This window comes from Streptomyces sp. NRRL WC-3549 (assembly GCF_000721935.1).
GTDB lineage: Bacteria > Actinomycetota > Actinomycetes > Streptomycetales > Streptomycetaceae > Streptomyces.
On sequence record NZ_KL585427.1, the window covers coordinates 57,632 to 61,130 of the forward strand.

The 3,499-nt window shown below is 73.1% G+C and carries 4 protein-coding genes; all 4 read left to right on the plus strand.

Going from position 1 to position 3,499, the window contains the following annotated elements; translation table 11 throughout:
* Nucleotides 1–520 (plus strand): AMP-binding enzyme (locus tag IH13_RS0129350; RefSeq protein WP_158791383.1); only part of this gene is annotated, 520 nt, incomplete at its 5' end.
* A 1-nt stretch (nucleotide 521) separates the two neighbouring features.
* Complete coding sequence (locus tag IH13_RS0129355) at nucleotides 522–1,730, plus strand: nucleotidyltransferase family protein (protein WP_031089069.1); 1,209 nt, start codon at nucleotides 522–524, stop codon at nucleotides 1,728–1,730.
* Entirely contained in the window at nucleotides 1,727–2,608 is an 882-nt protein-coding gene (locus tag IH13_RS0129360; protein ID WP_031089070.1) for an amino acid kinase family protein, read from the plus strand. Before IH13_RS0129355 ends, IH13_RS0129360 begins: the two co-directional genes overlap by 4 nt.
* Nucleotides 2,605–3,499: pyridoxal-phosphate-dependent aminotransferase family protein (locus IH13_RS38800; RefSeq protein ID WP_031089071.1), on the plus strand; the 895-nt coding region annotated here is incomplete at its 3' end. The genes IH13_RS0129360 and IH13_RS38800, both read left to right, overlap by 4 nt.

Here is a 3,499-nt window from a genome sequence, read left to right on the forward strand (position 1 = left end):
GCCCGCCGAACCCGGCGAGGTGGGCGAACTGTTCGTCGGCGGGGTGGTCGTCGGGCTCGGCTACGTCAACGACCCGGAGAACAATGCGGGCGCGTTCCTCGCCGACGCCCTGGACCCCGGCTCACCCACCGGGCGGCTCTACCGCACGGGCGACCTGGCCCGCTTCGAGGGCGGCGTCGTCCAGTACCTGGGCCGCGTCGACCGGCAGGTCAAGGTCGCCGGGGTCCGTATGGAGCTCGACGAGATCGAGGCCGTACTGCGACGGCACCCCGCCGTCGACCGGTGCGCCGTCGCCGTCCCCGTCGTCTCCGGGCAGCCCGAACTCGCCGCGTACTACACGCTGCGCGGGCCCGCCCCGGCCGAAGCGCTGATGAGCTATCTGGCCGACGCACTCCCCGAGGCCATGGTGCCGCGCCACCTCACCGAGCTGGACGCGCTACCGCTGACTCCCAACGGCAAGACCGACCACCGTGCGCTGCGACGACTGACGCAGGACGGCACTCCCCCGGCAGAGGTGTGACATGGCCAGCGAGAACACGTCCCGAGACACGACCTACGACAGCACCTCCCACGCACCGGCCGCGGTCGGCGTGCGTGACGTGGCCGTCGAGGACCTGCCCGCCCACGCCCGGCTGCTCCTGAAGATGGCCCGGCTGCGGCTCACCCCCGACGACCTCGCCGAGATCCGCGGCCTCGCGGACGGCCCCGGGCTGGACTGGGGCGCCTTCCTCGAAGCGGCCGCCTGGCACAAGATGCTGCCGCTGATCGGGCGGCACGTCGACCGGTACCGTCTGGACCGCACGGCGGGCGGGTCGGCCGGCTTCCCCTACCCGTGGGTGTTCATCGGCGCCTACCTCGCCAACCGCACCCGCAACCAGGCCCTGGCCGACGAGTTCGGCCGGGTGTTCGCCGAACTGGAGGCCGCCGGGCTGAGGTTCGCGGTGCGCAAGGGCTTCTCCCTCGGCGAGGGCGAGTACCACGACCCCGCGCTGCGCCGCATCGCCGACCTCGACGTCCTCCTCGACCGGGACGACGCCCCCGCCGCGCACCAGGTGCTCGACCGGCTCGGCTACGCCCAGGGCGAGGTCGCCGAGGACGGGGAGCGCATCGAACCGTACAGCCGCGAGACCCAGCTGTTCTGGAAGGTCAACCTCAGCAACCAGCTGCCGTACCGCAAGCCGGGCGGCCGGCCCGACGTCACCGACTTCAACGTCGACATCTGCCACGACATCTTCCAGAAGAAGACGGGCATCTCCGTGGGCGCGGCCGAACTCCTCGACCGTGCCGTCCCCGTCGTGCTGTGCGGCGCGCCCGCCTGGGCACCCGCACCCGACGACCGTCTCCTCGACCTCTGCTCCCACCTCCACAAGGAGGCGGTGAGCCTGCACTTCGTCGAGGGCAAGCAGGACCTCCAGCTCAGCAAGTTCCTCGACCTGAGCCTGGTAGCCGAGGCCACCGGCGAGGACGCCTGGCGGCGGTTCCTGGAGCGCGTCGACAAGGTCGGCGCCGCGGAGATCGTCTACTACGCGCTGCACTTCACCGCCGTGCTCTACCCGGAGTCCGTACCCGCCCACGTCCTCGACGCGGTGCGGCCCGACGACACCGACTACCTGGAGCACTACGGCACCCTCGACGGACAGCCCGTGCGCTGGCAGCAGGGCTTCCTCGCGCGGCTGTTCAACTCCGGCCGGCACACGGCGGGAACCGTCTCGAATGTGCCGCTGCGGTGACCGGCGCACCGTCCACCGCCCTGGAGCCCCGTGCGGACCGGCCGGCCGGGGCGCCGGGCCTGCTCGTCCTGAAGGTCGGCGGCAGCCTCCTCTCCGACAAGCGGCACACCGGACGGACCGACTACACGGCCATCGACGACTACGCCGGCCTGCTGGCCGGGCTGGTCGCCGAGTTCCCGGGCCGCGTCGTCCTGGTGACCGGCGGGGGCGCCCTGTGCCACCCGGTCGGCCTGCGCATCAAGGCGGCCGAGGACGACCCCTACGCCGCGGTCGCCCTGACCGAGCCCGCCTTCCTCATGCGCTGGGCCTGGACGACACGGCTGCGCGACCGGGGGGTCAGGGCCGTCCCGCTGCAGGTGACGTCCATGCTCAACGAGTCGCCGGACGGCACCACGACCACCGAGACCTCCGTGGTGCGCCGCCTCCTCGACGAGGGGGCGCTGCCCGTCCTGTCCAGCGACTGCGTGATCACCGCCCGGGGCTCCCTGCGCATCCTCAGCAGCGACGACGTGCCCGCCGTCCTGCTCGATCTGGGCCTCGGTCCGGTACGCGTGGTCGCCCTCACCGACGTCGCCGGCATCCACACCGGCGACGGGCCCGGCAGCCCGGTCCTCGCCCACCTCGACCCGGACGACATGGAGGGGGCGCGCCGCCTGTTCTGGACGGACGCCTGGGACGCCACCGGCGCCATGGAGGGCAAGGCCGAGGCCCTCGCCGCACACGCCCGGCGCGGTGCCGAGTGCCTGATCACCCGGGGGGAGAGGTCCGCTCCGAGCCTGCGCCACCTGTTCGCCCCGCTGCCCACCTGGCCCGCGGACACCCCCCGCACCCTGATCGCGCGCCGCTCCCCCGCCCCGCCCCTGGAGGACACGCCATGACCACCGCGCCCGACCGCGCCGACCGGGTCGTCCTGCTGAACCCGGGACCGGTCAACGTCCACGATCGTGTCCGCGCCGCCCTCGCCTCGCCCGACGAATGCCACCGCGAGCCCGAGGCCCGGGAACTCCTCGGTTCCGTGGCCCGGAAGATCACCGAGGTGAGCGGCGGGGGGCCGGAGCACGCCGCGGTGCTGCTCACCGGTTCCGGCACGGCGGCCCTGGAGGCCGTCGTCAGCTCCGTCGTGCCGGCCGAGGGCCGCCTCCTCGTCCTCGACAACGGCCACTACGGCGAACGGCTGCTCCGCATCGCCACCGTCCACCGGATCCCCGCCGACCGGCTGGAGTTCGGCTGGGCCAACCCCCTCGCGCTCGACGAGGTGGACCGGCACCTCGCAAACCACCCGGAGGTCACGCACGTCGCCGCCGTGCACCACGAGACCAGTACCGGAATGCTCAACCCGGTGCACGAGTTGGGGGCGCTCGTCGCCCGGCACGGCAGGTCGCTGATCGTCGACGCCATCAGCAGTCTGGGCTCCGAGGAGCTGGACGTGGTCGTCGACCACGTCGACTGGTGTGTGGGCACCGCCAACAAGTGTCTGGAGGGCCTGCCCGGCATCAGCTTCGTGTGCGCGCCCCGGGCGCGGTTCGAGGCCCTGGAACCGGTGCCCGCACGAACCTTCTACTTCGACCTGTACGCGAACTACCGCGCCCAGGTCATCGCCTCCGTACCGCAGTTCACGCCCGCGCTGCAGGTGCTGCGGGCCCTGGACACGGCGCTCGACCTGACCCTCGAAGAGGGCGTCGCGGCCCGAGGCCGGCGCTACGGGGCCCGGGCCCGGCAGATCCGCGAGGGCCTGGAGGAGCGGGGCTTCGAGCTGCTCCTGCCGCCGC